The sequence below is a fragment of the Bacteroides faecis MAJ27 genome (assembly GCF_900106755.1).
GTDB lineage: Bacteria > Bacteroidota > Bacteroidia > Bacteroidales > Bacteroidaceae > Bacteroides > Bacteroides faecis.
In genome coordinates, this window is sequence record NZ_FNNN01000015.1 from 59161 (window position 1) to 82803 (window position 23643).

At 43.2% G+C, this 23643-nt stretch carries 23 protein-coding genes and 1 pseudogene; 16 read left to right on the forward strand and 8 right to left on the reverse strand.

Annotation, left to right across the window (positions count from 1 at the left end; all coding sequences use genetic code 11):
* The first annotated feature begins 147 nt into the window (after positions 1–147).
* From BLW31_RS13965 to BLW31_RS14030, 14 genes are all read left to right on the forward strand, one after another.
* The gene (locus BLW31_RS13965) at positions 148–1893 is read left to right on the forward strand and encodes a phospho-sugar mutase (RefSeq protein WP_010538804.1); all 1746 of its coding nucleotides are present in this window, start codon (positions 148–150) and stop codon (positions 1891–1893) included.
* Positions 1894–2931: 1038 nt separating this feature from the next.
* Positions 2932–5586, forward strand: a complete 2655-nt coding sequence (locus BLW31_RS13970; protein ID WP_032837167.1) for a hybrid sensor histidine kinase/response regulator transcription factor — start codon at positions 2932–2934, stop codon at positions 5584–5586.
* Positions 5587–5864: 278 nt separating this feature from the next.
* Positions 5865–6098: a hypothetical protein gene (locus BLW31_RS13975; RefSeq protein WP_010538802.1), complete on the forward strand. Its 234-nt coding sequence runs from the start codon at positions 5865–5867 to the stop codon at positions 6096–6098.
* A gap of 16 nt (positions 6099–6114) precedes the next feature.
* Positions 6115–6606 carry a helix-turn-helix domain-containing protein gene (locus BLW31_RS13980; protein WP_010538801.1) on the forward strand — a complete coding sequence of 164 codons (492 nt, stop codon included), beginning with the start codon at positions 6115–6117 and terminating at the stop codon, positions 6604–6606.
* Positions 6607–6640: 34 nt separating this feature from the next.
* Positions 6641–7957, forward strand: a complete 1317-nt coding sequence (locus BLW31_RS13985) for an OmpA family protein (protein WP_029425633.1) — start codon at positions 6641–6643, stop codon at positions 7955–7957.
* A gap of 151 nt (positions 7958–8108) precedes the next feature.
* Entirely contained in the window at positions 8109–8429 is a 321-nt protein-coding gene (locus BLW31_RS13990) for a type II toxin-antitoxin system RelE/ParE family toxin (protein WP_010538799.1), read from the forward strand.
* Between the two features lie 4 nt (positions 8430–8433).
* Positions 8434–8778, forward strand: coding sequence for a HigA family addiction module antitoxin (locus BLW31_RS13995; protein ID WP_010538798.1), 345 nt, complete (start codon positions 8434–8436; stop codon positions 8776–8778).
* Positions 8779–8897: 119 nt separating this feature from the next.
* The gene (locus BLW31_RS14000; RefSeq protein ID WP_010538797.1) at positions 8898–9479 is read left to right on the forward strand and encodes a L,D-transpeptidase; all 582 of its coding nucleotides are present in this window, start codon (positions 8898–8900) and stop codon (positions 9477–9479) included.
* A gap of 189 nt (positions 9480–9668) precedes the next feature.
* A complete protein-coding gene (locus BLW31_RS14005; protein WP_010538796.1) occupies positions 9669–10157 on the forward strand; it encodes an HU family DNA-binding protein in 489 nt (162 codons plus the stop codon).
* An 85-nt stretch (positions 10158–10242) separates the two neighbouring features.
* On the forward strand, positions 10243–10674 hold the full coding sequence (locus BLW31_RS14010) for a hypothetical protein (RefSeq protein ID WP_010538795.1): 432 nt from the start codon (positions 10243–10245) through the stop codon (positions 10672–10674).
* Between the two features lie 97 nt (positions 10675–10771).
* Positions 10772–11287, forward strand: a complete 516-nt coding sequence (locus tag BLW31_RS14015; protein WP_022301937.1) for a porin family protein — start codon at positions 10772–10774, stop codon at positions 11285–11287.
* A gap of 348 nt (positions 11288–11635) precedes the next feature.
* Positions 11636–12127: a hypothetical protein gene (locus tag BLW31_RS14020; RefSeq protein WP_022301938.1), complete on the forward strand. Its 492-nt coding sequence runs from the start codon at positions 11636–11638 to the stop codon at positions 12125–12127.
* Positions 12128–12216: 89 nt separating this feature from the next.
* Positions 12217–12678 carry a zinc-ribbon domain-containing protein gene (locus BLW31_RS14025; RefSeq protein ID WP_010538792.1) on the forward strand — a complete coding sequence of 154 codons (462 nt, stop codon included), beginning with the start codon at positions 12217–12219 and terminating at the stop codon, positions 12676–12678.
* A gap of 85 nt (positions 12679–12763) precedes the next feature.
* On the forward strand, positions 12764–13228 hold the full coding sequence (locus tag BLW31_RS14030) for a DUF4870 domain-containing protein (protein WP_010538791.1): 465 nt from the start codon (positions 12764–12766) through the stop codon (positions 13226–13228).
* Between the two features lie 169 nt (positions 13229–13397).
* Here the strand turns inward: BLW31_RS14030 and BLW31_RS14035 are convergent, their stop codons facing one another.
* From BLW31_RS14035 to cdd, 8 genes and pseudogenes are all read right to left on the reverse strand, one after another.
* The gene (locus tag BLW31_RS14035; protein ID WP_010538790.1) at positions 13398–14573 is read right to left on the reverse strand and encodes a DUF418 domain-containing protein; all 1176 of its coding nucleotides are present in this window, start codon (positions 14571–14573) and stop codon (positions 13398–13400) included.
* Positions 14542–14706, reverse strand: a pseudogene (locus BLW31_RS24815) (acyltransferase family protein); the annotation flags it as partial. The pseudogene BLW31_RS24815 and the gene BLW31_RS14035, both read right to left, overlap by 32 nt.
* Before the next feature lie 6 nt (positions 14707–14712).
* Positions 14713–15606, reverse strand: a complete 894-nt coding sequence (gene nudC, locus BLW31_RS14040; RefSeq protein ID WP_255324031.1) for an NAD(+) diphosphatase — start codon at positions 15604–15606, stop codon at positions 14713–14715.
* A complete protein-coding gene (locus tag BLW31_RS14045) occupies positions 15551–17191 on the reverse strand; it encodes an ABC-F family ATP-binding cassette domain-containing protein (RefSeq protein ID WP_010538787.1) in 1641 nt (546 codons plus the stop codon). The genes nudC and BLW31_RS14045 overlap by 56 nt, the downstream gene beginning before the upstream one ends.
* A 295-nt stretch (positions 17192–17486) precedes the next feature.
* Positions 17487–18860: an FAD-dependent oxidoreductase gene (locus BLW31_RS14050; protein WP_010538786.1), complete on the reverse strand. Its 1374-nt coding sequence runs from the start codon at positions 18858–18860 to the stop codon at positions 17487–17489.
* A 101-nt stretch (positions 18861–18961) separates the two neighbouring features.
* Positions 18962–19543, reverse strand: coding sequence for a DUF417 family protein (locus BLW31_RS14055; protein WP_010538785.1), 582 nt, complete (start codon positions 19541–19543; stop codon positions 18962–18964).
* 88 nt (positions 19544–19631) lie between these two features.
* On the reverse strand, positions 19632–20471 hold the full coding sequence (locus BLW31_RS14060) for an AraC family transcriptional regulator (protein WP_010538784.1): 840 nt from the start codon (positions 20469–20471) through the stop codon (positions 19632–19634).
* Between the two features lie 2 nt (positions 20472–20473).
* A complete protein-coding gene (gene cdd / locus BLW31_RS14065) occupies positions 20474–20956 on the reverse strand; it encodes a cytidine deaminase (protein WP_010538783.1) in 483 nt (160 codons plus the stop codon).
* 111 nt (positions 20957–21067) lie between these two features.
* Here cdd and BLW31_RS14070 point away from each other — a divergent pair, with 111 nt between their 5' ends.
* Together BLW31_RS14070 and BLW31_RS14075 are read left to right on the forward strand one after the other, a co-directional pair.
* Complete coding sequence (locus BLW31_RS14070) at positions 21068–21973, forward strand: glucosaminidase domain-containing protein (RefSeq protein ID WP_010538782.1); 906 nt, start codon at positions 21068–21070, stop codon at positions 21971–21973.
* Between the two features lie 197 nt (positions 21974–22170).
* Positions 22171–23562, forward strand: coding sequence for an NAD(P)/FAD-dependent oxidoreductase (locus BLW31_RS14075; protein ID WP_010538781.1), 1392 nt, complete (start codon positions 22171–22173; stop codon positions 23560–23562).
* Positions 23563–23643 lie beyond the last annotated feature (81 nt).

Consider the following 23643-nt stretch of genomic DNA (forward strand, 5'->3'; position numbering starts at 1 on the left):
ATTCTTCATTCTTCATTCTTAATTCTTCATTAAATAACTAGGATTTATAAACTTATTATTTTACATTTGTGTGCTCAAGACTTGGCATATAATCAAGGATTGACAGAGAACAAGGAAATAATCATTAACCAATAAACAATAATCGAAATGGAAAATCAGGAACTCATTAAGCAGGTCACTGAGAAAGCCGAAAAATGGCTGACCCCGGCGTATGATGCCGAAACTCAGGCTGAAGTGAAACGGATGTTGGAGAACGAAGATAAAACTGAACTGATCGAAGCATTCTATAAGGATCTTGAATTTGGAACCGGTGGTCTGCGTGGTATTATGGGAGTAGGTAGCAACCGTATGAACATCTACACAGTAGGTGCGGCTACACAAGGTCTTTCCAACTATCTGAAGAAGAACTTCAAAGATCTGCCGCAGATTTCTGTGGTGGTAGGGCATGACTGCCGTAACAACAGTCGTCTGTTTGCAGAAACTTCTGCCAACATCTTCTCTGCTAATGGCATTAAGGTATATCTGTTTGATGATATGCGTCCGACTCCGGAAATGTCTTTCGCTATCCGCCACCTTGGCTGCCAGAGCGGTATTATCCTGACTGCTTCTCACAATCCGAAAGAATACAATGGTTACAAAGCATACTGGGATGATGGTGCACAAGTATTGGCACCGCATGATGCAGGTATCATTGATGAAGTGAATAATATTGCTTCTGCTGCTGATATCAAGTTCCAGGGCAACCCGGATCTGATTCAGATCATCGGTGAAGATATCGATAAGATTTACCTCGATATGGTGAAGACTGTCTCTATCGATCCCGAAGCTATCGCCCGTCATAAAGATATGAAGATCGTTTATACTCCGATTCACGGCACAGGTATGATGCTGATTCCGCGTGCATTGAAGATGTGGGGATTTGAAAACGTATTTACTGTTCCCGAACAGATGATCAAGGATGGTAACTTCCCGACTGTAGTATCTCCAAACCCTGAAAATGCGGAAGCACTTTCTATGGCCGTGAATCTGGCTAAGGAAATTGATGCTGAACTTGTCATGGCTTCCGATCCGGATGCTGACCGTGTAGGTATCGCTTGTAAGGATGACAAGGGCGAATGGGTACTGATTAACGGTAACCAGACTTGTATGATGTACCTTTACTATATTCTGACTCAATACAAGCAACTGGGTAAGATTCAGGGTAATGAGTTCTGTGTGAAGACTATCGTTACTACCGAACTTATCAAGAAGATTGCTGATAAGAACAACATTGAGATGCTTGACTGCTATACCGGATTCAAGTGGATCGCACGTGAAATCCGTCTGCGTGAAGGCAAAAAGAAATATATCGGTGGCGGTGAAGAGAGCTACGGATTCCTGGCTGAAGATTTCGTACGTGATAAAGATGCCGTATCGGCTTGCTGTCTGATTGCAGAAGTAGCTGCATGGGCAAAAGATAACGGTAAGTCGTTGTATCAGTTGCTGCTGGATATCTATGTAGAATATGGATTCTCAAAAGAATTCACAGTGAACGTAGTGAAACCGGGTAAGAGCGGTGCTGAGGAGATCAAGGCTATGATGGAAAACTTCCGTGCTAATCCTCCGAAAGAACTGGGTGGTTCCAAAGTGATTCTGAGCAAAGACTACAAGACACTGAAGCAGACAGATGCTGAAGGTAAGGTGACTGCTCTTGATATGCCGGAAACATCTAATGTACTCCAGTATTTCACAGAAGACGGAAGCAAAGTTTCCGTTCGTCCGTCAGGAACAGAACCGAAGATCAAGTTCTATATGGAAGTACAGGGAGAAATGGGCTGCCGCAACTGTTTCGCATCTGCTGATGCTGCCGCAATGGAAAAGATTGAAGCAGTGAAGAAATCATTGGGTATCTGATCCTCTGTCGCATTACTGATATTTCAGAATAAAACAGATCATCAATAAATAACGCCTCCATAGTCTTATGTGAAGATTATGGAGGCGTTTCTTTTTATGGATATTCTGTAGATTGTTTCTTTCTTTTTCGATTGTCTGTATCCGGCTTCTCATCGGTCTTTCATTTCCTTTGCATTCTTTAAGTTCCCTTTCTAATCCTTCTTACAGAAATCTTGTTCTATGTAAATCATCTCAATTTAAACATGCAGGCTGCGGAGATACACGATTTTGTTGATGCTTTAGAGTGATACGTAACGTTTCATTTTCATAAGTTGTTCGTTTGTAGTTTGTGTGTACTTCGTGGCCTGCTTTCTTTACAGATAACATCGCCTATAGTAGGACTTTTAGTCTTAAATCCGTGCATCTGAATTTATATGTATCTCAAAAGTTAGGAAGTTTCGTTATTTTGCGCTTCTTTTGCTGCGAAAAGAATTCGTTATAGAAGTTCTATTTGTTTTGGTTGACAAAAAAGGAGCAACAGCCCTAAAAAGAGTGCAAACACACATTGTAAGTCTGAAAAACTTGCTATATTTGCAACGCTATCGTTTATATAGCAGACATTTTAAACACATGGAAAGTGTTTAGCTTTGTTCTCAGAGATAAAATCTGGTAAATTTTTCGCAGGAGAATAAGCTGTACTCTTCACGTCATTGTTATATGCAATAAGTATATAGTCAAAGGCGTGGGCTGTTGCTTATTTTACTGCATGGGTTTACCAGAGCCTATCTCTTAAAATCAGCTGATAGTCCCACGCTTTCTTTTTTATACACATACATGACAATAGTGATGGATAACTTTATTATTACCTATAGAAATGTCTTCTTCCTGCTACTTATACTCATAGGTAGTTTTTGGATGCTTGCCTGTCATCAGGTAACTTCGGAAAGAAGATCCGTTATACAACGGGAGACTATCGATAGTCTTATAAAAACTTCTCCATCCATGGACTCCTTGATTATATGGCTTGAGCATTATCAATATATAAAAAACAAATCGGGAATGATTCTCACATGTAAAGAACTGGGGAAGCGTTACAGGGAGACTGCCCATTTTGATAAGGCGATTGATTATCATCGCAAAGGATTGATGTATGCTATGCAGCTGCAAGATACAGTTGAAATAATTCAGGCTTTGAATAATTTAGGCACTAATTTCCGCCGGCTGGGTATCATGGACGAGGCGTCTTCTTACCATTATCAGGCATTGATGCTTTGTGAACGATCTTCTAATAAGACTACTTTCATAGCCAAGAAGAATCGTGTGATGTCTTTGAGCGGCATTGGTAATGTTTACCTGACATTGGATAATTTGGATGCTGCCGACAGTATTTTTCGTGTGACACTTGCCGGGGAACAGGAATTGCACAGCGATTTAGGTCAAGCTATGAATTATGCAAATTTAGGATCGGTATTCGAGACACGGGGAATGATTGATTCGGCATTGGTGTATTATCAACTTTCTATGGAACATAATCGTAAAGCCCATTCCGATTTGGGTATTTCGTTATGTCATAATCACTTTGGAAGATTGTTTGCGCTAGAAGGGAAATGGAACGATGCTCTTCGGGAGTATCGGAATGCTTATGATCTGATGGAAAAAACAGGAGATGACTGGCACTGGCTCGAAGCGTGTCTTTCATTGGTTCGTGTTAATATCTCGAAAGGGAATATTCGCGTTGCAAAAGTTTACTTGGATAAGGCTCAACGAACTGCTGATGCCATTCATGCTTGGGAACATCTCAGCGAGGTGTATCGCTTGAGGTATCTTTGTTATGAAAAGGCAGGTGATTGTAGGCAAGCACTCGACTCTTATATACGAAGTCGCGCTTATGCCGATAGCGTAAAGAATGTGGATAATGTGAATCATATTCAGAACCTGAGGGTCAATTATGAAAGGGAAAGGAGTCTGCGCGAGATGACTTTATTGCGTGGCACCTATGAGATGCAACAACGCACTAAAAATATATATCTGTTAGTCAGCCTGTTTGCGCTGTTACTTGTAGGAGCGGCGGCAGGACTTTTGTGGTATGTATCGCGGATGAAGTCTCGTCATAACCGTGCCATGAAACAGATGGAGAAGGTGAGAAGTAACTTTTTTACGAATGTAACACATGAGTTTCGTACACCGCTGACGGTGATATTGGGACTGTTGGAACAATTACAGAAGGGTGGTATGAACAGGGAAGAACTGCAAAAGAGTATTGAAACGATCAGCCGGCAAGGACAGAGTCTGTTGGATCTGGTCAATCAGTTGCTGGAAGTCTCAAAAGTCAGATCGGAGGTCGGAGAGCCGGAGTGGCGCACAGGGGATGTAGTTGCCTATATTCGAATGCTCATAGAGAACTACCAGGTATATGCGCAGCAAAAACGGGTAGACCTTCGTTTTATTCCGGAAGAGATGAGCATCATGATGGACTTTGTACCCGAATACCTTTGCAAGATTATTCGTAATTTATTGTCAAATGCTCTTAAATTTACTCCTAAGGAAGGACGAGTATCACTGTTGATGTCACGAAATAAAGATAAACTGATGATTTACGTCGTAGATACGGGAGTAGGTATAGATGCGGGAGATCTGCCTCACATATTTGATACCTTTTATCAGGGAGAGAATAATGGTGGTTCCGATACCGGGTCAGGCATCGGATTATCATTGGTAAAGCAAATGACGGAGTGTATGTATGGTCATATAAAAGTGGAGAGTCGATTGGGAGAAGGAACCAAATTTATGATCACTTTGCCATTGCAGCATGGAAATTCTTTGTGGGAGAAATACTTGCCTGACGAAAAGTCTGACTTTTTCCAGCCCTTATCGGTCAACGGTGGAGGAGTGATGCTTGCTGAGGATTATGATGTAGAGAGAGCCGGTGAAAACAGAGAAATAAATGACTCCATGCACTCTTCTATATTAATAGTAGAAGACAATGAAGACGTGTCTTATTATATTGATCAATTATTGAAGAAAGACTATCATTTACTGTATGCCCGCAATGGTAATGAAGGATTGGAGAAAGCAAAAGAGTATATGCCCGATTTGATTCTTACGGATTTGATGATGCCTGAGATGGACGGTTATGAGCTTTGCCGTGAGATTCGCCATTCGGATATATTGAACCATATACCTATTATCATCATAACGGCGAAGAGTGAGGAAGAAGATCGGGTGCGTGGATTGGATACGGGTGCTGATGCTTTCCTGCAAAAACCTTTCAATGCCGACGAATTGAAAGTTCGCATAGTCAAACTGTTGGAGCAACGGCGTCTGCTGCGCGAGAAATATTCTCATGCTTTGCATGAAGGTACCGATCAGGCTGTCGAGCTGTCGGTAGCTGACCAAGAGTTTTTAACTCGTCTGAATGACTTGATTTACTCTTTGATGGGACATCATAATCTGAATTCGGACCTCTTGGCGAACAAAATGTGTATGAGCCTGTCGCAATTGAATCGCAAGGTGAAAGCGATTACCGGTTTCAGCAGTTCCGGTTATATCCTCCAGATGCGGATGGATAAAGCGAAGCGCCTGCTTGCTTCTACCAATACTCCGGTGGGTGATATTGCAATGAAATGTGGCTTTCCTGAAATCTCCTATTTCTCACGGATGTTTAAGCAGACTTTTCAGATGACACCTTCGCAATATCGTAAGAAAATTCTGTAATCTTTCCGTTCATTTTAGATCCTATGCCCCGGTTTTATACCTTCCGACCGGTTTTACTTGATATAATATTGTAAATAGTTTTTGTTTGTCCGATTTGTGGCTGAAATCTGTTTATAATCAGTGCTTTACATTCGGATGATGCGCATATAAGTCAAATTCTGATAGTTAAAAGTGGGTGAATTATATAAAATAAATGCGCAAATAGTACAAACGGGTAATGTGCGATAAGCTTAATTTTGTGAGCATAGAAATCAATGATTCATTAAATTGTATAGAACATGGATGAAGATAAAGACACGAGACCATTGCTTTCGTATGAAGAGGTAATAGAAATCATTGACGAATGTATTTCACGCGATGAACCGATTGCTCGCGACGAGCGCATAGCGCGTATGGAGAAAGCGGCTGCGCGAATGGAAGCTGATCGCAGAAAGGAAAAAGGTATGAGAGGCATGTTCCGGTCTTTTAAGAGATTCTGGGCAGAGTTGTATTGGCGTATTCGGACGCGTTAAGGTAAATAGGGATGAAATGAACGGAAATAAAGATGGAAGAATAATGGCAAATAAGGATATACAGAAAGAGATCCGGTCTTTGGATGATACGGCGCAATTTACGCTTTCTACAAGGCAAATGGCGGAATACTGTCAACGGATTGTCGCTTATTTGGAAACAGAAAAGCGCTATCGGGAACCGGGATATTCGCTGTGGGAGTTATCGAGAGATACAGGTATTTCGACCAAGATTATATCTAAATCAATCAATGGGTATATGGGGCGCAATTTCTATGATTTGATCAACCGGATGCGGATAGAAGAGGCAAAAAAGATGTTGCGGGAGATGGCTGTAACAAACAGTCGGTTGATGATTGAAGAAGTAGGAGTACAGTGTGGCTTTCGTTCACGTTCCGTCTTTTTTACTCGTTTCAATGGATACGAAAAGATGACTCCCCGCAAGTATATGAGCATGTTTGAAAAGAAGCGGGAGGGAGATGCGGAAAGGATAAAGAGACGGAATGGATAAAAAATGTATTGTTAATCTAAAAAATAAAGGAAAGATGAAAAGACTACTATTTGTTTTTACCGTATTGCTACTTGCAGGAACAACGGAAGTTTATTCGCAGGGTTGGCTGGAAAAGGTAGCCAAAAAGACTGCGAAGCGGGTGGAAGAGAGGTCTAAGAAGAAAGTCGAGGACAAAGTGAACGAAGCTACGGACAAGACCGTGGATAAGGCATTCGGTAAGGCGGAAGATGCCGTGACGGGAAAAGGGAATACGGGAAGTGATAATACCACAGGCGGTGAGACGGAAGATACGAACGAGAATGCAGAAGAAGGTGGAAAACAAGCAAAGAAATCTTCAACGATGAATTGGAACAAATTCGACTTTGTCGCAGGCGATGAGGTGATGTTTGACGATCAACTTGCTGGTGAGAAGTTGGGAGAGTTTCCTTCACAGTGGGATTTGAAGAGTGGTTATGCTGAGGTTGCACAGATAGACGGAAAGAATGCTATCTATATGACCGAAGCAACAAAGATCATGCCTCTCATGAAAGAGAAGAACTACTTGCCTGATGTATTTACCATCGAATTTGAAGTTTATGTGCCTACCGGTCGTAAAGGTGATGGGAATAATGCACAAACCGGCAACTACGCAGGCGGCAATAGCCGTTATAATATTGATTTAATAGGGGCGAATGGAAAGAATGTATTCCAAATTTATTGGTATAATCCGTGGTCCTTCGAACTTGGGGATAAAACTACCAGCGTAAATTGGGAATGGTATTCAGGCGGAGAAAGAAGCACAGGAGAGATGCAGTATATTTTCAAGTACAGAGATTTCAATCGTGTATCTATTTCTTTCAATAAACGTGCGATGAAAGTATATCTGAATGAAACTCGGGTGGTGAATATTCCTCGTTGTGATGCCCCTACAAGTTTTAATATTTATGCTTATCAGGGGGAAAAAGAGAATCGCTTTATTAAGAACGTCCGCATCGCCAAAGGCGCTGTCCCCCTCTATGACCGCATGATGTCCGACGGCAAATTCATCACCTATGGCATCACCTTCGATGTAGGTAAATCAGTAATCAAACCTGAATCAATGGGGGAAATTAACCGTATCGTCAAGTTAATGACCGAAAATCCTGATCTGAAATTCTCCGTAGAAGGACATACTGATAGTACAGGCAACGCAGCCAACAATCAGACGTTGAGCGAAGCCCGAAGTAAAGCGATTGTAGATAAACTGGTAGAAATGGGCATCGCTGCCGATCGCCTCGCTTCAGCAGGCAAGGGTCAGGCAAATCCCATCGCAGATAATGCGACAGACGAAGGACGGGCAAAGAACCGTCGGGTAGAGTTCGTGAAAATATAATTTTGTACGACTATATATATTGTATAGAAAAAGAGCTCTTTGACGTATTGGTTTACACGCTTTAAAATGAAGGAAAGCCCCTTAAAACGTGTTCACTTATTTGTGAATATCGGCAAAAGAGATTATCTTTGCAACATAATACGAGAATAATATGTTCATTACATTTGAAGAGACATACTTGCAGGACCTTTACGAGAAAGGGAAGACGGGTGACAAGAAGCACCGTTATCAGCCCGACATCGTAAGACGCTATCAAAAATGTATTCAGTTAATGAAAAAAGTGCCGGACATCGAATCGCTGGCAAAATATAATTCGTTGAACTACGAAGTGCTGAAAGGCGATAAAAATGGTATTTCATCCATCAGGGTGAATGATAAATACCGGGTTGAGTTCACCGTGAGGGAAACGATGGAAGAACCGATTATTATCGTATGCAACATAATAGATTTGTCGAACCATTATAAACAATAGCGTTATGATTAAAATAGAAGGTGTTGACCCGAAGATGATTGCCAACAATCTGACTCCATCCGAACCGATACATCCGGGTGAGATTTTGAAAGATGAAATCGAATACCGCGGCATATCGCAAAGAAAACTCGCTGCGCAGATGGGAATTTCTCCCACGTTACTCAATGAGATACTGAACGGCAAACGTGCTGTTTCTGCAGAATACGCTCTGCTGTTTGAGGCCGCACTCGGTATTGATGCCGAGCCGTTGATTAAATTGCAAGTCGATTATAACATTCAAGTAGCCAAGTCAGATAAATCCTTTCTCGAAAGGCTTGCCAATATCCGAAAGATTGCGGCAGTATTATAGAGTAAGCCGAGCGGACATCAATAGAATTTTAAAGCGTGTAGACCAATCATTAAAGGTTTGCACGCTTTTTTTGTGCACCCATATGAGAGGAAGCAGTAACCATAAAATAAAAAAACAATATGATTGTGTTCTTCTATGACAATAACCAGATTGTATGCATATTGCTCCTGTGGATGCTCCTTGGCGGAATTGGGGTACCGATGGCGACAGTATCGGTGCAGGACGTGAGTACGGACAGCACTGGACGGGCAGTGAAACTTAACCAAGTGGTGATATCCAAACGGGATATGCGAATGATCGTTCTTCGTCCGACAGGCGATACGCTTGCTGTTTTTCGTATCGCATGCGGGCGAAACTATGGTCACAAACAGCGCGAATGGGACTGCCGAACCCCAGAAGGACGGTTTGTCATAGCATCTGTGGAAGACCCCTCGGTCTGGCAGAAAGATATGGCAAAGACAGAGAGTCCGGGCGAGGTATATGGTCCCCGGTTCTTCCGGCTGAAAACACCCGGCTTCACGGGCATCGGGATACACGGAACATCCAAGCCTGAATTGATACCCGGACGAATTACAATGGGGTGCATACGTCTTTCGAACAAAGACCTGTATGTTTTCTCCAAGTTGGTGGGCGTAGATACTGAGGTAAGTATCTTGCCCGACAAAAACGATACGATCAATGATTTATTGACAAATTATTAACTATCAAAGGTGCATGAAACGACGGTCGTTCCACAAGCGCTCCAGAGCAGGAAAAGTTTACCCCTGGGCTCAACCCGGTACACCCTTGGCTTCAACTAGGTTCACCCCTAGGTTGAACTTTGTTCAGTTTCGGACTCATCAGGGAGCAACATAGTCAAGAAATGCATTAATGACAAAAAACAAAATGATATGGCATTCTTTAAGAAACAACAAAAGAAGATTAACGGCAAGTGGTATCCGCAAGTTGTTACCGTGGGCAAACCTGTCACCACGGACGAAGTGGCGGACCGCCTTTCTAAGATTTCTACCGTCAGCCGTGCCGACACGTACGCTGTGCTGAAAGATCTGGCGGATGTATTGAGCGATTACATGGCGCAGGGGCGTACCGTCAAACTCGAAGGACTGGGAACGTTTTACTATACCGCCGCAGCCAACGGACAGGGGGTAGACTCTCCCGAAAAGGTGACAGCGGCGCAAATTACGGGTGTCCGTATCCGTTTTATCCCCGAGTCTACCCGTACAAACGGAAACCGTACTGTCACCCGCTCTCTTGTTAGTGATAAAATCTTTTGGGAAGAATGGGGAGGAAAGGGTTCCGATGGCTCTTCTTCCGGAGGAGGTAGCGAAGGCGGGGGCGAAAGTGGAGGTGAAGAAGAAGCACCCGATCCGACAGTATAGGATATCAAAGGTTTGTTAGAAGGAAAAACACAAGCGAAACCCGAAAAGCTTATAGAGTAGGGAAAAAAATTAAATAGTGATAATTATGAAAACATTTGGTCTTTGGTTGAAAATGGCAGGACTCTGCCTGATGTTTGCTTTGGCATTCCCCGCATGCAGTGACGATGATGAAGAGAAAGAGGAACCGGGTGGGGTAGAAAACGTAAAAACAGGATGGAGTGAAGATGGGAACACGGCTACGTTTAAATACAGCTACACGGTTCCGGGAACGAAGTACACGGTCGCTTATGTGTATACGTTCAAGTTCAACGGCAATTCATGTACCGGTGCTTCTTGTTCCGTGACGTGCCCGACTGAGCAAATAGCACAGATGGTATACGAAAATTTGGACGCTGAAGATAAAGTCTTGTTTAAACTTTCAGGAAAAACGCTGACTTGCAACAAACTGGACTATTATATCGATCTGAACAAAGACGACATCAAAAGGGCGATGCAGGCCATGGGAGGTATGGGTTGATGGAACGGGAGACTTTGCACATCGACCTTTAAAGGAGGAACACATAGCGAAACCGAAAAGCTTATAGAGTAGGAAACATTTTTAAATTTAAGTAATTATGAGAAGAATTTTATTATTGATGGTAGCCGTGCTCTGCATTACAGTAGCAAGTGCTCAGGAGAAAGGTGAAACGGCAGTGGGTGCTCAAGTGGTATACGGATCGGGTGACGGGTTGTCCAACATCGGTATCGGGGCGAAATTCCAGTGGAACGTGATTAACCGATTGCGTCTTGAACCATCGTTCACTTACTTCCTGAAAAAAGATAATATCAATATGTGGAATGCGGGTGTAAACGTACACTACCTATTCCCGGTTGCCGATGCCATCACATTGTATCCTGTGGCAGGAGCAGGTATTTGGGGAATCAAAGTAAGCGTTCCTGAGATGGATCTGGGTGAATACGGAAACTATGGTGGAGGCAGCGCATCCAATTCGGAGTTCGGATTTAACATCGGTGCCGGTGCGGACTTCAATCTTTCCGAAAAGTTTGTTATCAATGCCGAGCTGAAGTACAAGGTTGGTGGTGATTGGAGTCGCCTGCTTATTTCGGCAGGAGTGGCCTACAAGTTCTGATGCGATAAACACGCTGTTTCTCTCGTCCCCTCTTTCCCTTTTTTCTCTCAGAAGATGTTCTTTCTTCCGATGTCTTCGCCACAGGGAGAGAGGCGGACGACGAGATAGCACCGTGTGTGGAGACAAAATAAGAAAAAACAGGCGCAAGTGAAACTTGTCCGCTTGCCCGAGGTGGAGAAAGGTGATACTCTGCTTTGTGGTATACCGACGTGAAGTGCTTCGGTGCGATGGGAGAAGGACGAATCTTCTTCGATGCGTATGGGGAGATAATGGAACGTCAACGAATATAAACAAACGGCTATGAATAAGGGATTCTATGATATATTAATACTTTAAAAACTGATGGATATGAGAAATTTTTTTGTAGTTCTGGCATGTATGACAAGCATTCTGTTAATTGTGGCTTGCGCGAAGTCTCCGGTAGACAAAGCAATGGAAAAAATTGATAAATCTATCGAAAAGGTCGAGAAGAACAAAGACAAGATGACAAAAAAGGACTTTGAAGCTCTAGACAAAGAGATGGAAGAACCTCTGAAAGTACTGAACGACGCATTGGAAAACGATGAAGTGGGTGCGCTTGATAAACTTAAAATCGTAGGTAAAGTGACGAAATGGGCTGCCGTATTGGTAAGTGCCGGGTTTAAGGTGGTTGGCGACGAATTGGGAAAAGAACTGAAAGAAAGCGGAGTAACCGGCGAGGATGTGAAGAAAGCGCTTGAAGGAGTGGAAACGACGACCGGTGACGATGTGAAGAAGGTCCTTGAAGAAGTTAAATCGACCGGCGACGAGGTGAAGAAAACCCTTGAAGAACTCCAATCGGCGAGTGATGAAGAAAAATAAAATCGAAACGAACAGTAAATGACGATAGGGGAAGCGATAGAATATAAGACAACAACAATATTTATTTAATTGTTAAGGAGAAATAAATTATGGCTATTTGTACCAATTGTGGAAATAAGGTGCCCGACGATATTAAGTTTTGTGTTTCATGCGGAGCAGCATTGGCGGCGGAAGGAACTGAGCAACTTGCACCGCAACTGCAACCAGTGTCGCAACCGCAGTCTGTCCAACAGCCACCGATATATATGGTTCAGGCCCAACAGCCTCCTGTTCAACAACCTGCGGCTGTCTACACGGAAGAGCCTATCACGACAGGCGGTTATATTGGCATTTTTTTGTTGCTGATGCTCCCGCTCATCAATATGATATGTCTTATTATCTGGGCATGCGGAGGTTGTCATAAAGTAAGTAAACGGAATATGGCGCGTGCCATGCTTGTCTGGATGATAATCGGGACGGTACTTTCGGGAATAATCGTCTTGGTCGTTATCCTGTTTTTCGGTAGTGAACTGGATTCACTGAAAAATCTGGCAACCGGTCTTGGCGAATAGCCGGAACAAAAGACATATCGATCTCACAATGATGGTATACACTTTCTAATCTAAAAAATAACTAATTAATAGGAGGAAACAAATTATGGCATTCTGTGGAAAATGTGGTCAAAAAATTGAAGAAGGAATCAAATTCTGTCCGGCTTGCGGAGCACCTGTAGAAGTAAATGCGACTCAATCTGCTCAATCACAGCAACCTGCCGGCGGGTACAATCAGGCGGACATCGAGCAAAACAAAGTGATGGCGGTGCTGGCTTATTTCGGTATACTGGTACTGATACCGATTTTTGCAGCTAAGGAGTCTAAGTTCGCTCGCTTCCATTCCAACCAAGGATTGGTGCTGTGTATTGCCGCTGTCTTATACGGAGTTGCGTATAGTATCTTGAGTGCTGTCGTTTTAGCTATTTCGTGGAGGCTTTATTTTGTTGTCAGCCTTCTCGGTCTTGTCAGCATTGTCTTTGCTGTGCTTGCCGTTATCGGCATCATTAATGCGGCAAATGGGAAAGCGAAAGAACTTCCTGTTATCGGCAAATTCAAAATATTGAAATAACGGGAGAAACGAGGGAGGCGAATTGCAGGCACAAGCGCAATCTGTCACGCACCGTTTTTTATATGCAGACTACTGAGTTGCACAATTGTGTGGTACTTTCAATGAACGTGTATAGTTGATATAGTCGTATGCGTGTACTTCGTAGTCTGCATTCTTTCATTTCTGTATTTTACTTTTTAGTTCCCAGCCAAGTCCATTTGTGCCAGATTGTTTCCAGCGGACCTTGTTTGTGTCTGGCCAGCCACCATTTGCAGAATTGTACCTGTAACAGAAGAAGGACAATACCGATGATCAGACTGAGGGTATATCCACAATAAGGAGCCAGATAGAAGCCGAACGGGAAATAGATGATAGCTCCCAGTATAGATTGGCTGATATAGTTTGTTAGACTCATCTTACCGTAGAATCGGAGGTTGGACACGGCTTTCTTGAATCTTTCTTTTTGATAAAGCAGAATAAAGGAAGAAACCAGTACGATGGTGAATGCAAACTTCTGCCACATATCCAAAGCCGTACCTACTGTCTGTTTGATCAGACTGCTGTCACTTTGCATGATTTGTTCTTTCAGAGAATAAAGTGGGGCAAAACAGATGGCTGCTATGATAAGTGCCTTTATCCAGAATTTCAGATGAGATTCGGTAGTGACGAATAGCTGTTTTCGTCCGATATACAGACCAAAAAGGAAAAGTCCTGCTGTCTGTAAAAAACGTCCGGCGCCAATAGCCCAGAACAAACTGGCTTTTTGTCCCAGTGTGACGTTGCCTGTCAGGAATTCCCAGAAATTCCCGCCTTTAGTATAGGCTGCTACTTCATCGTACATTGCTCCGACATTCAGGTCAGGTAGGGTATAGCCCGGATTGAAAAGGCTCATCACATAGTGATACCATTCAATAGGCTGTAGCAGGAATATGATAGAAGTAATCAGAATTGCTTTATCGCTCCATTTGCGTACAATAAATAATATAAGGCTCACTACTGCAAACAAGAGCAGTACATCCCCTGCCGGAAAGAAAGCGGCGTTGAGAGTGGCAAAACCTACAAGTAATATCATTCTCCATAGGAAACGATAACCGAAATCTTTTCCTTTTAGCAGCTGATTATGTGATTGGATATAAAAGGTAAATCCGAAAAGCAGAGCGAATATCGCATAAGATTTTCCGGCAAACAAAGAGAATATTACATTGAGTACGCCATTGTCCAGAATAGTCAGCCATTCGGGGGAACTTTCCGGATAAACAGGAAAAATAAAATGTTCCAGGTTATGTACCAGGAGGATAGCCATGACGGCAAAGCCTCTGAGGGCGTCTACTACCTCAATTCGTGATGTTTTTGTTGATAATTCCATGGGGTTGATTTATGATTGTTTTTTTAGTGAATATTCGTTTTACCCATTTGTTAGCGGGCTTCTCAAAATAGTAATAAGAGAATAAACTAAGTGCAATGGTAATGCAAAAGATAATAGGGATACTTATCATCCATTTTGGCTATTTATTGGAACAGTCCAGCCACCAGTCGATCATTTTCCGTGCCAGACTCAGTTTACGGGGTAGTTCCGGTAAATGATCCCGGGTATAGAAATCACCGGAACTGAGTTCCTCATCCTGTAATGTGATTTCACCTCCGGCATAATCTGCAATAAAACCGACCATTAATCCGCTGGGATAAGGCCAGGGCTGATTGCCGAAATAAGTGATGTTCTTCACATCCAGTCCCGTTTCTTCTTTTACTTCGCGGGCTACACATTCTTCCAGTGTTTCTCCTGTTTCCAGAAACCCGGCAACGAGGCTGTTGAATCTGCCTTTAAAATTGCGGGCATGAACCAGTAGGATAGAATCACCTTTTCTCACTAATACAAGAATAGCGGTAGAGATAGCCGGATAAACCTCCCGACCGCAGTTAGGGCACTTTTTCATGATGGATTCCTTTTGCTCCATCGGTGTGCCACAGGCAGAACAGAACCGGCTGTTTCTATCCCAATGTAATATTTCGTGTGCTTTCCCTGCTGCCTGGTAATGGGCTACGGGCAGGCATTCATAAGAAGCCCTAAGCCCGACTAATACATACTTGGCCGATTCTTCAATAGGACGGGCCAGGGAGAAGGCTTTGCAATTACTTCCTTCTAAAGTCGTTACATCATGTACGGTAGTCTTTTCTATCATAAAGACGGGAGGTATCTCTCCATAAGGGAGGGCAAATGTGCCGTTCTCTTTCTTTTCAAGCAGTAGTTCGTCTTTGTAGAAGACGAACCACCAGGATTGTGCTGTTTGACTCATTTTTTTCTTTCTGTATTCTTCGAACTGCGAAGTTATGAAAACTGTTTTATTAATGCAATAAAATAGGCTGGTCAATGTCAATCTCTTTGATAAAGTAGTCGTCATGTGAGATGGCTATGACAGTGCCCGTGTAGTTTTTGATGGTAGCAGTAATAATTTCAATGCTTTGTATATCCAGATTGTTGGTCGGTTCGTCCAGTATAAACATATCGGGTGTATTATTGCTGATCATCAGGCAGCAGAAAGCCAGTCGCATTTTTTCTCCCCCACTGAGTTTCCGGCAGGATTTGTCCCATTCGGCAGCGGGAAATAAAAAACGGTTTAGGATGATCTTTATTTCATGTTCCGGCAGGTTACGACTATTGAAAGCGTAAGCTTGCTCTAAAACACTGCTCCGGTCATCAATGATAGAATACTCCTGATTTAGGTAGACGTAAGTGAAATCTGCTCTTGTCAGTGTCCCTGTCTGAGTCTGGAGTTGTCCTGTGATTAATTTCAGCAGAGTTGTTTTTCCACTGCCGTTCAGCCCTTTTACACAGAGACGGTCTCCGCTTTTTATCAGGAAGCTGAGAGGGGTCTTCCAGAGAAATTGTTCCGGGTTGTCGGTGCCTGAAGTATTTTGACTCTCTTTATTATCCATCTGATGATAGCTGAAATTAATCTTTTCTGCCGTAACAAGTATTTTTCCCGAATGGAGAGAGGAACTGTTGAAATCGGTTTTTAATACTGCTGTTGAAGGAAGCGAACTTTTGAGTTGATTTCGTTCATCTGTCAGTTTCCCGGCTTTTTCCTGATGGGCGTTGTTGAGTTTTGCAGTACTCTTTTCCGATTTGCTCTGCAATGAATTTAATACGATGCGTGGAACACCTTTTTTCATGTTCGCTTTCTCGCCACGTACATTCTGTTTCTCTCTGCGTTCAGCTGTTTCGCGGGCTACTTTGCGGGCGAGTCGGAGCGCTTTGTCCTTTTCTTCGATTCGTTCTAACAAGGCTTGCTGCATGATGTTTTTCTGTTCCTTGTAGAACTCATAATTGCCACCATAATACGTAAGCTGATGTTTCTCTAACTCACAGATTTCCGGAAGGAGGTTGAGGATTGTACGGTCGTGGCTTACTATCAGCAGTGTAGAACGCCATTTTTGTACCCAATCATATAAACGTTGCCGGCCCGATGAGTCGAGATGATTGGTTGGTTCGTCCATAAGGATAACGGATGGATTATGAATGTCCATACCTGCCAGAAATACACGTGTCTTTTCTCCTCCGCTAAGCAGATTCATTGGATAGGATAACGTGAACTGTCCTAATCCCCAGGAATCAAGAGCGGCCATGGAACGTTCTTCTATGTTCCAGTCATCGTTCAGAATTGTGAAATTTTCGGTTGAGGCATCCCCTGCGAGGATAGCGTGCAAAGCTTCTTGTTTATGGTCTGTCTGCAAAGCTTGTGCAATGGTCAGCGAATCATATTGTCCGAAATGCTGTGGAATATAATACAGGTCGTCCGGACGGACAATGACACCGGAAGATGGTGATCGTTGTCCGGCAATGATTTGTAGCAACGTGGATTTGCCACAGCCGTTATTACCGACTAATCCTAATTTTTGTCCTTTGCTGATGGCAAAGTTAAGGTCACTGAATAATACTTCTTTATCCGGATGGATATAGCTGATTTGTTGAATACTAATAGGCATGATGGTCTATTGGGTTTGAGGTTGAAAACTGGGTGAAGATAATCACGGGGTAAGGGAACGACAAACACAATACTGGCTAAACAACACGAATTTCGTGATGCTTAACGGTTATGAAAAAGCATAGATGAAAAGTGATGTTTACTAGAAGTGTTGTCTTACTTAGAAATTCTCATTGTGGTAAGTATATAGTTTAACTTGGTCGCAAAGATAATACTTTCTTATAAATATCGCTCTATTTCAGTTAAAAAGATATTTTAGAGCCTCCGTTTATGTGGTTTAGAGGCTCTATTCAATTTTATACGTCGAATAATTGGTTCAATCCTTCACTCATGCTGGGATGCGTAAAGATGAAGTCGCGCAGGAATGTATAGTGTTGCCCGGTCTTCATAGCCATCGTGACGATATTAATCAGTTCCGGAGCATCCGTACAGAATAGGGTACAACCCATTATTTTCCCGCTATGGCTGTTGATGATAGCTTTCAACATGCCATCAGTTTGTTGCAAAGTACGTGAACGGACAACGGAAGTTGCCGGTAATCGGGAAACTTTAAAAGAATACCCCCTTTTTAGTGCTTCTTCTTCCGTAATTCCGATATGTGCCAGCGGCGGGTCGATGAATACGGCATAGGGCAACGGATTCCGGTCGTTGATATCCCGCTTTTTATCTCCGAAAAGTTGGTCCCGGATAATACGATAATCATCCAGTGAGACATACGTGAATTGTGCGCCTCCTTTTACATCCCCCATTGCCCATATATGGGGCGTATTGGTACGTAACTGGTCATTGACAACAATAGCGCCATGGGCATCAACTTCTATTCCGGCTGCTTGCAGGTTCAGTCCTTCAATCATCGGCTTACGACCTGTTGCTACCAGAATAGCATCTCCATCTACAAAGTAAGGGGTACCATCGGAAGTATCCGAATAAGTCAGAGTCACCCCGTCATGCGTATCATGAATAGACTGTGTACGCACATTCAAGCGGATCTCAATGCCTTTCTTTTCCATTACCTCCCGGATACTTTTGGCAATATCCGAGTCATTGCGGGGCATAAATCTGTTTCCTATTTCGAGGATAGTGACTTTGCTTCCGAATCCGGCATACATGGACGCAAATTCCAGGCCAATATAACCGCCACCTATGATAATCAGGTGTTTAGGCAGGATATCCAGATCCAGGAGAGTAGTACTGGTGTACACATTTCTACTTTGCTGAATACCTTCTATATTCGGAATGATGGGTGTGGAGCCGGTATTGATAAAAATCTCCTTTCCCTGCAATTCGATTTCTTCTTCAGAGAGAACCACTTTCACAGTATTGGGCGAAACAAAAGATCCCATTCCCGTGTAAATAGTTACATTAGGACGTTTACTTAATCTTTCGTAGTTATTTTCTCTTAAAAAAGAGGTCAGTTTGTTCTTTCTGGCAATAGCCTGTGTATACATGTTGCTCTGCTTGTCAAAATTGTCATGATAAAGCAGAGTTGATATCTCTGATTCGTGAATCAAACTCTTGGTAGGTATACAAGCCACATTAGGGCAAGCCCCTCCGTACATTTCATTGGACCGCTCGACGATGGCAACCTGCCATCCTCTGTTGGAAAGTTCGGCAGCAAGCGTTTTGCCTGCCTTGCCGAACCCTATAATTATTGCATCATATTGTTTCATAACTTCCTTTCATTAACGATATATATTCAGTAGTATAACAGATAAAAAAGTATATTGTTTGCGTTAGTTCCGGGAAGTCAGGGCATTCTGCATCAGTGGAATCAGTCTTTTTTTAGTGTTTTGAGTACGCGTTGTGACGAGTCTGAAAGAAGCACTACGGCTCCTGCAAGAATAACAATATCTTTGATAACCAATCTTCCAGCACCGGACAGTAACGGGAAGCCAAACTCTTCACCGCCCAGGTTGGGGACCCAGACTTCGGGCGTGGTAACAAGAAAGGATAGGGTACCTAATGTCATAATGATAGCAAGCGTATCACCTATCAACGCTACTTTCGGGAAGAAAATCCCCAGGAATACCAATATGCCGATACTCATAATGAGTGCTCCCAATCCATAAGAGAAAGTATACGTGTTATTGGCTTCATGCCATGCACGGTTTTCCGGTACGAAAGCTCCTTCCGGATTTTTGTGTTCTTTATATTCAGGAGTATCTTTCGCATAGAAAAAACTCATGAATGGACTGTTGGCGACAAACGGAACAATTCCGTCGGCTTCATAATGGAAGTATTTCAATCCGCCGATCCATACGAATACGACCAGGATAGCTACACGGATAAACTTAATTCCGAAATTCTTCAGGCTGGAGGTGAAGGTGAGTAAAGCAATCAATTTCTCTTTCATTTTGCGGTCTTTTTAATGGTTTAACTTAATACCGCAAAGATCGTGCTTTCTGCATCCCCCCGAAATGGCAATACTTCCGCTTCGCTTATCAATTCTTCCCTTCTTCCGTATTTCTGAATTGTACGGCACTCTGACCTGTCATGTTTTTGAAAAAACGGCTGAAGGAAGCCTGATCTTCAAAGCCCAGAATGTCGGCAATCTCTTTAGCGCTTTTGCTGCTATAAAGCAGCAGGCGTTTGGCTTCTGCTTCTACGCGTTCGTGAATGACCCTTAGCGGAGAAGGTAACTTACAGGTTGAGAAAATGTTCGAAAGTGTTTTGGGAGACTTGTGAAGCATGTCGGCATAGTCTTGTACCTGCTTCTTGGTCCGGTAATGCTCGTCTACCAGATTGTAATACTGGCGGACAATCTCAAAGCCGGATTCCTTTTCCCGCGTGATATCCAGTCGCTGACGGGCGATTCGTGTGCATTGGATAATGAAGCGCTTCAGCAGGATACGTAGCATTTCTTCCTGCAGGCTGTCGGAAACGGTAAACTCGTTTTCCATGGCTTCGGTAATCTGATCCAGTTGCCGGCGTTCTTTTTCATTCAGAGTGAACCTGACAAGATGGGACGAACCGTTGAACAGGAAGCCACTGCATGATACTTCGTGGTCATTTCCATAGATACAATAGAAGTTACTGTTGAATAGCAAAGTCATATATTCACCTTCTATTGATTTAAATTCAAGATGTTGCAGATGAGTCAGTGAGATTACATCGTCTTTTGAAAGCACCATTTCCTGATGGTCAATTTCTACAGTGATGCTTCCTTGCCGGACCCATATAAACTTATAGAGTCCTTTTTCTTTTTGCAAAGCCTTCTCTGTCAGATATGAATCTGTGAGTGCGAGTGTTCCTTTTAGTTTGGTGTGATACTGTTGTAACATATTTATTCCTCCATAGCTGATGCGTCAAATGATAGTGGCAGTAAGTCGCCGATGCTTTTTACTTCGTAGATACATTCTTTGCCATATAGCAGAATGCGGATCGGTTGTCCGTAGCGTTTCTCCGTCTCCAGAATAACCTGGCGGCAGGCGCCGCAAGGAGGAATAGGTTTTTCTATAAAATCCTTTTCGGTTCTTGCTGCAATAGCGAGGGTCTTGATCGGTTGGTCGGGATACTGCGAGTTGGCATAAAACAGGGTAGTACGTTCCGCGCAAAGCCCTGACGGATAAGCTGCATTCTCCTGATTGGTTCCTGTCACAATGGTCCCGTCGTTCAGCAGTGCGGCGGCGCCTACTGAGAAATGTGAATAGGGAGCGTAGCTGCGGGCAGTTGCTTCCATGGCTGTTTTCATTAATGACTGGTCAGCCTCATTCAGTTCATCGTATTGATATACTTTAATTATAGCGGTAATTGTGAGGTCCTTCATATAGGTAAATAGGTTAGTTCTACATTATTAATGTTACAAAGTTAGAAAAGAGATTGATAATCCCAATTATTTTTCAGATTTTTGTGACCAATAATCCACATATCAATCAAAATGGAGAACAAATTGTATAGACTGGTCTTTTTAACTGTTCTTATTTTCTTTGCCGTAGGGGTACAGGCGCAAAGACGGAATGCACGTTATGTAGAATATATAAATAAGTATAGTGACTTGGCTGTGGAGCAGATGAAACTCCATAAAATTCCCGCAAGTATCACGCTGGCACAAGGATTGCTGGAGAGTGGGGCTGGAAACAGTCAGTTGGCACGTAAGAGTAATAACCACTTCGGTATAAAGTGTGGTGGCAGTTGGCGCGGGCGCACCGTTCGTCATGATGATGACGCGCGTAATGAATGTTTTCGGGCATATAGCCATCCCCGTGATTCGTACGAAGACCATTCTGATTTCTTGCGGAGAGGCGCTCGTTATGCCTTTCTTTTTAAACTGGACATCACTGATTACAAGGGATGGGCACGCGGACTGAAAAAAGCGGGATATGCCACCGATCCTTCCTATGCCAATCGTCTGATTACGATTATCGAAGATTACGATTTATATAAATATGACAGCAAAGGCGTTTACTCGGAGCGCAAACTGCGAAAGAACCCTTGGCTGCTGAGTCCGCATCCGGTATATATTGCCAATGATATCGCTTATATCGTAGCCCGTAGCGGAGATACCTTCAAAGATTTGGGTAAAGAATTTGATATCAGCTGGAAGAAATTGGTGAAATATAATGATTTGCAGCGTGATTATACACTCGTGGACGGAGATATTATTTACCTGAAGAGTAAAAAGAAGAAGGCGTCCAAGCCTCACACCGTATATATTGTAAGAGATGGAGACTCCATGCATGGCATTTCGCAGAAATATGGTATCCGTCTCAAAAATCTGTATAAGATGAACCGTAAGGACGGAGAATATATTCCGGAGGTAGGAGATCGTCTGCGTCTTCGCTAGAAGGCTGTTATATCCGTTTTTCTCCGGCACCGATGAAGCTATGCTCCGGCACCGGGGAACACCCCCTTCGGCACCGATGAGGAGGTGCTTCGCCACCGGGGAAGAAATTGCTGCCTTTTTCTTTGCAAAAGTACTGCCGTGTGAAAACTAAATGTTCTGCCCGTATGTTATTATGTATGATAAAACATGATTAATATATGAGTCTTAATATTGCAAAGGACAGTAAGAAACGTGTCGTCATAGTAGGCGGTGGTTTCGGTGGCTTGAAACTGGCTAATAAGCTGAAAAAATCAGGCTTTCAAGTGGTGTTGATAGATAAGAATAACTATCATCAGTTTCCTCCGTTAATTTATCAGGTGGCTTCGGCGGGTATGGAACCGACTTCCATTTCCTTCCCTTTCCGTAAGATATTCCAGCATCGGAAAGATTTTTATTTCCGGATGGCGGAAGTACGTGCCATTTTTCCCGAAAAGAACCTGATACAGACTTCCATAGGTAAGGCAGAATACGATTATCTTGTGCTGGCGGCAGGTACTACGACCAATTTCTTCGGTAATAAGCATATTGAAGAAGAAGCCATGCCTATGAAAAATGTATCCGAGGCTATGGGATTGAGAAATGCTCTTTTGGCCAATCTGGAACGTGCGGTAACCTGCTCCAACAAACAGGAGCAACAGGAATTACTGAACGTTGTGGTCGTTGGCGGCGGAGCTACAGGGGTGGAAGTTGCAGGAGTGCTTTCGGAAATGAAGAAATTTGTATTGCCGAATGATTATCCCGATATGCCCAGTAGTCTGATGCATATTTATCTGATAGAGGCCGGTCCACGATTACTCGCCGGAATGTCGGAGGACTCATCGAGCCATGCGGAGCAGTTCCTGCGCGAAATGGGAGTCAATATTCTTTTGAATAAGCGTGTTACGGATTATCGTAACCATAAAGTGACACTTGAAGATGGCAGTGAGATTGCTACCCGTACTTTCATTTGGGTAAGCGGAGTTACCGGAGTTTCTTTTGGAAATATGAATGCAGCTGCTATCGGTCGTGGAGGCCGTATCAAAGTAGATGCTTTTAACAGGGTAGAAGGTACGGATAATATATTTGCGATTGGTGACTTGTGTATCCTTTCCGGTGACGAAGATTATCCGAACGGACATCCCCAATTGGCACAGGTTGCCATTCAGCAGGGAGAATTGCTGGCAAAGAATCTGATCCGTCTGGAAAAAGGAAAAGAGATGAAGCCTTTTCATTATCGCAATTTAGGCTCGATGGCAACCGTTGGCCGTAATCGTGCCGTAGCTGAATTCAGTAAAGTGAAAATGCAAGGATGGTTTGCTTGGGTGATGTGGCTGGTAGTCCATCTGCGTTCTATTCTTGGAGTACGAAATAAAGTCGTGGTATTGCTGAACTGGGTATGGAATTACTTTACGTACGATCAGTCTATGCGTATGATAGTCTATGCCCGTAAAGCGAAAGAAATCCGCGACAGGGAAACAATAGAAGCTACAACTCATTGGGGCAAAGAACTCATACAAGAGCCGCAACCGGTAAAACAGGAGCCGCAGTCAGCCGAACCGAAAAAGGAATAATGCCGTTTTGCGATGGTGACGCTATCTAGTCGTGATAGTGACGCCATCATAAGAGGATAGTGACGCTATGATAACAGGATG